The organism is Henriciella sp., assembly GCF_049649345.1.
Taxonomy (GTDB): domain Bacteria; phylum Pseudomonadota; class Alphaproteobacteria; order Caulobacterales; family Hyphomonadaceae; genus Henriciella.
Map to the genome: position 1 here is coordinate 1 of NZ_JBARZC010000124.1, position 4,580 is coordinate 4,580.

General features: G+C 62.0%; 4 protein-coding genes. 2 read left to right on the forward strand and 2 right to left on the reverse strand.

Annotated features, from left to right (window positions below; genetic code table 11):
- Positions 1-181 precede the first annotated feature (181 nt).
- Positions 182-1,654 (reverse strand): mannitol dehydrogenase family protein, encoded by a 1,473-nt coding sequence (locus tag WA989_RS03035; RefSeq protein ID WP_424339049.1) that lies wholly within the window; start codon positions 1,652-1,654, stop codon positions 182-184.
- 119 nt (positions 1,655-1,773) lie between these two features.
- On the opposite strand from WA989_RS03035, the gene uxaC reads away from it, so the two are divergent.
- Both uxaC and WA989_RS03045 read left to right on the forward strand, forming a co-directional pair.
- Positions 1,774-3,195 carry a glucuronate isomerase gene (gene uxaC, locus WA989_RS03040; protein ID WP_424339050.1) on the forward strand — a complete coding sequence of 474 codons (1,422 nt, stop codon included), beginning with the start codon at positions 1,774-1,776 and terminating at the stop codon, positions 3,193-3,195.
- 295 nt (positions 3,196-3,490) lie between these two features.
- Positions 3,491-4,303, forward strand: coding sequence for an alpha/beta fold hydrolase (locus tag WA989_RS03045; RefSeq protein ID WP_424339051.1), 813 nt, complete (start codon positions 3,491-3,493; stop codon positions 4,301-4,303).
- Here the strand turns inward: WA989_RS03045 and WA989_RS03050 are convergent.
- The coding region (locus WA989_RS03050) for a ClpP family protease (protein WP_424339052.1) at positions 4,300-4,580 on the reverse strand (281 nt) is incomplete at its 5' end. The genes WA989_RS03045 and WA989_RS03050 overlap by 4 nt on opposite strands.

Consider the following 4,580-nt stretch of genomic DNA (forward strand, 5'->3'; position numbering starts at 1 on the left):
CACATCAATGGTGCCTTCGAATTGAACAATGGGATCGAGACGGGACTGCGTCCTCTGGCGCCGGGCCAGAGTCTTGATTTCTCGATCGAGATAGAGGTGCAGCAAAGCGGGGCGGCTTAAGCCCGAAGGCAGGAAGTTGCCTCGGACCACCAATTGCAATTGAGCGCTCGAAGCGGGCCAGTCAGGACTGCTCCAGAGCACCGCGAACGCCCTTCTCCACGAGATCGCCATAGGCGCTGGTCAGGCTGCCTACGAGGTTGTCATTCTCGCGGAGCCAGGCGGGGAAGATTTGCTGCAGCTCCAGCATGGCCCGCACCATGGCGTCCGGGTCGCGCCACAGCCGCTTTGCAATCGGCTGCGTGGCGCCAGCCAGCGGGTCATCCACCTCGAACGCCCTGCCCCCATCGTCGACGCCCGCCTGCCAGCGCATCCAGCCTGCCACGGCCATGAGGAGTGCAGGCGATGCCTGTCCGGCTTCGGTCCTGATCCGCAGCGGTTCGAGCAGGCGTTGCGGCAGTTTCTGGCTGCCATCCATCGCGATCTGATGGGTCTTGTGCCTGAGCGCCGCATTGGCAAACCTGTCCTTCAGCGAGCGCACATAGGCGGCAAGGTCGAACCCGCTGACCGGGCGCAGCGTCTCTGCCGCTTCTGCCCACAGCCGGTCGATGAGGCGGACAAAGTGGGGCTCGGCGATCACCTCATGCACATAAGGATGGCCGGCCAGCCCGCCGAGATAGGCCATTGCCGAATGAGACCCGTTAAGCAGTCTGAGCTTGATCTGCTCCCATGCGGCAACATCGGACGTCATCTGAACGCCGACTTCCTCCAGCGGCGGGCGGTCGGATGCAAAATCATCCTCCACGACCCATTGGCGGAACGGTTCTGTCTTGATCATCGCCTCGTCGCGTAGGCCGCCGATGCGGGCCTCCAGCGCGTCCACGTCTTCGGGCGTGGTCGCCGGAACGATCCGGTCGACCATGGAGGACGGGAACCGCGTCTCCTCCGCGATCCAGGATGCGAGATCCGGGTCAATCTCACGCGCAAAGGACAGAACGGCGTCGCGCGTCCTGAGGCCGTTTTCCGGCAAATTATCGCAGGACAGGATCGTTACCCCGCCAAGCCTCTGGGTCCAGCGCGTGCCGAGCGCAGAGACCAGAAAACCGATCGCCGTTTTTGGCGCGTGGATGTTGGCGAGATCATGCTGAATGTCCCTGTCGCTGGCATTCAGCGAGCCGGTCGACAGATCGAGGCAATAGCCCTTCTCGGTAATGGTCAGCGTGATCAGCTGGGTCGCCGGAGAGCAGAGCTCGCGCACCAGGCGGGCCGGGTCCTGCGGCGCGGTGATCACAGACTGGATCGATCCGATCACACGGTCCGTCTGGCCATCGCCTTCCTGCTCGACCAGCGTGAACAGGCCATTTTGCGGGTTGAGCTGCTGCGCTGCTGTCTCACGCCTCAGCGAGGCGCCGCATATCGCCCAGTCCTTGTGACCCCGGCTCAGCAGATCATCGAAATAGACGGCCTGATGGCCTCTGTGGAAGTTGCCGACGCCGAGATGGACGACACTACTCACCGTGCTCGCCCGGTCATAGGCGGGCACGCCGACCTCGCCCGGCAAGGCCCCCAGATTATCTGCACATAGACGGGCGGTCATTGACCTCTCCTTCTTCGACGGCCCGACAGAGCCCCCTCCTCATCGCGCCATGGAACTGTTATCGCTATCACGAGTCAATCGGCGTCTCGACCGACGCTGGCCGAATTAGGAATTGCTGAATGACACAAGATCTCACCCTCAATCCGGACCGTTTCTTTTCGCCGGACCCGGCGCGCCGCACGCTTGCCCGGGCGCTTTACCAGTCCGTCAAGGACCTGCCGATCATCAGCCCGCATGGCCATACAGATCCGGCCTGGTTTGCAGACAATGCCAACTTCTCAAATGCGACGGACCTCCTGCTCGTGCCGGACCACTATGTGCTGCGCATGCTCTACAGCCAGGGCATCCCGCTCGATGCGCTGGCTGTCGCGCGCAAAGATGGCGGGCCGGCCGCAGACCCGAGAGAGGCCTGGCGCCGTTTTGCTGAGCATTATTACCTGTTTCGTGGCACCCCGTCTCGCATCTGGCTCGATCATGTTTTCGGCGAGGTGTTCGGCCTCGAGGTCAGACTGTCGACGGACACAGCCGATCTCTATTACGACACGATCACCGAGGCGCTGCAGACCGACGCCTACAAGCCGCGCGCCATTCTCGACCGGTTCAATGTCGCCTTTCTCGCCACGACGGAGGGCGCCCTCGACCCGCTGACCCATCACGCAAAGATCATGGCGGATGGCTGGGGCGAGCGCGTCGTGACCACCTTCCGGCCGGATGATGTCATCGATGCAAGCCGGCCGGACTTTGCAGGCAATATCGCCCGGCTCGGCGAGATCACCGGCGAGGACACGACCAGCTGGCGCGGCTATCTCGCTGCGCTTCGCGACCGGCGCGCCTTTTTCAAGGCGCATGGCGCAACCGCAAGCGATCATGGGCATCCAACGCCGCTGACCGCGAACCTCTCAGACAGCGAAGCGGCAGACCTGTTCGAGGCCTGCCTGTCCGGCAAAGCGGACGACGCCCGTCAAGAGCTGTTCAGGGCGCAGATGCTGACAGAAATGGCGCGGATGAGCCTTGAGGACGGGCTCGTCATGCAGCTGCATCCGGGCAGCGTGCGCAATCACAATCGCACGCTCCACGAGGCCTTCGGCACCGACAAGGGCGCCGACATCCCGCAACGTGTCTCCTATGTCGACAGCCTCAAACCGCTGCTTGACGTGGTCGGCAATGATCCGCGCTTCCAGCTCATCCTGTTTACGCTGGACGAGTCCAATTACGCCCGCGAACTGGCCCCGCTGGCCGGTCATTATCCGTGCCTGCGCCTTGGCCCGCCCTGGTGGTTTCATGACAGCCCCGAAGGCATGCTGCGCTTCCGCCGCCAGGTGACCGAGACGGCCGGCTTCTACAACACGGCAGGCTTCAATGACGACACCCGCGCCCTGCTCTCCATCCCGGCGCGCCATGACCTTGCCCGGCGCATGGATGCGCGCTTCCTGTCCGATCTCGTCATGGAGCACCGGCTGGCAGAGGATGAAGCCTTCGACCTGATGACAGAGCTTGCTGTCAAACTGGTTCGAAAGGCCTATAAACTGCCGATGGATTGATGCAGGCGTACTGCCTTCAGGGGACAGCCTCGGAAAGTTGTCCACAAGGCGGCTGAACAGGAGTGTTGCATTTTTGCTGCGAATCTCCTATTTTCGTATTTCAGTAGAGTATATGTGTAGAGTGTTTAAGGGAGACCTTCTTGGTCTCCCTTTTTCTATTCGGGGTCTGGTGTTGTCATTACAGGATCAAGGCTGGAACTGGTGCGGGATTTGCATTCCAATTGACTGACAAAAGCGGCCATCAACTGCCGTCTGAAACTTGGGCCAATTGCCAAATCATGCACGAAATTTAATCTTGAAACACACGCTCATCCCTCCCCAGGAACTCTGGACACAATCCTCAGGTGTGCGGCTGCGCGCCCATATCTGGCATGAAGATGCGCCTCGCCTGCCGCTCGTCTTCCTGAACGGGATCGGCTCGAGCCTGGAGATCGCCGCCCCTCTGGCGCAGCAATTCCCCTCGCGCCCCTTTATCGCCATCGAGATGCCGGGCGCCGGGCGCACACCGATGACCAGTGTGCCTTTGCCGCCCGCAAGCCTTGCGCGGATCGCCGTGCGCCTGCTTGAAGAGCTCGGCCTTACCCGCTTCCAGCTTATGGGTCTGTCGCTTGGCGGCGCGCTCGCCCAGCAGATCGCGATCCAGTACCGCACCCGCGTTGACCGGCTGATCCTGGCCGGCACATGCACCGGCTACACCATGCTACCGGCCGACTGGAGCGAAGCGAGCCTGTGGCGCACGATGAACCCGTTTGCCGCGATGATGGACGATCTGATCGAGGACTTCTCAAATGCGCATCTGAGCGGCATCGCCCTGCTCGACGCGCACGCCCTGATCAACCAGTTCGCATCTTTCGCCGCCTGGTCCAGCCTCTGCTTCCTGCCGATAATCGACGCGCCGACACTGATCCTCGCCGGCTCGCGCGACAGGATCATTCCGCCAAATAATGCGCTTCAGCTATCGGCCATGATCCGGCGGGCAGAGCACCGCATCCTTCCGGATGCCGGCCACCTCTTCCCGTTCACAGACCCCGAGCGCACGGCAAGCCATATCGAGCGTTTTCTGGAACCAGGCGAAGCAAGTCGCCAGCCTGACGCGGCGCCTGTCTAGCTGACTTCCTTGCGGCTGGTCACGATCTTGCCTACCAGGCCATATTCGACAGCTTCTTCTGCGCTCATCCAGTGATCGCGATCGGTATCGGCCTTGATCTTTTCGAGCGTCTGGCCGGTTGCCTTGGCAAAAATCTTGTTCAGACGCTCGCGCATGCGCACGATTTCGCGGACCTGAATGTCGATGTCGGACGCCTGGCCGCCAAACCCGCCGCGCGGTTCATGCAATAGGAAGCGCGTATTCGGCAGCGCGTAGCGGTTCTCTTTCTGAGCGGCCG

Excerpts from the sequence above, each read along its gene's own strand:
- WA989_RS03035 (WP_424339049.1), bottom strand. The coding sequence starts at position 1,654 with ATGACCGCCCGTCTATGTGCAGATAATCTGGGGGCCTTGCCGGGCGAG.
- uxaC (WP_424339050.1), top strand. The coding sequence starts at position 1,774 with ATGACACAAGATCTCACCCTCAATCCGGACCGTTTCTTTTCGCCGGAC.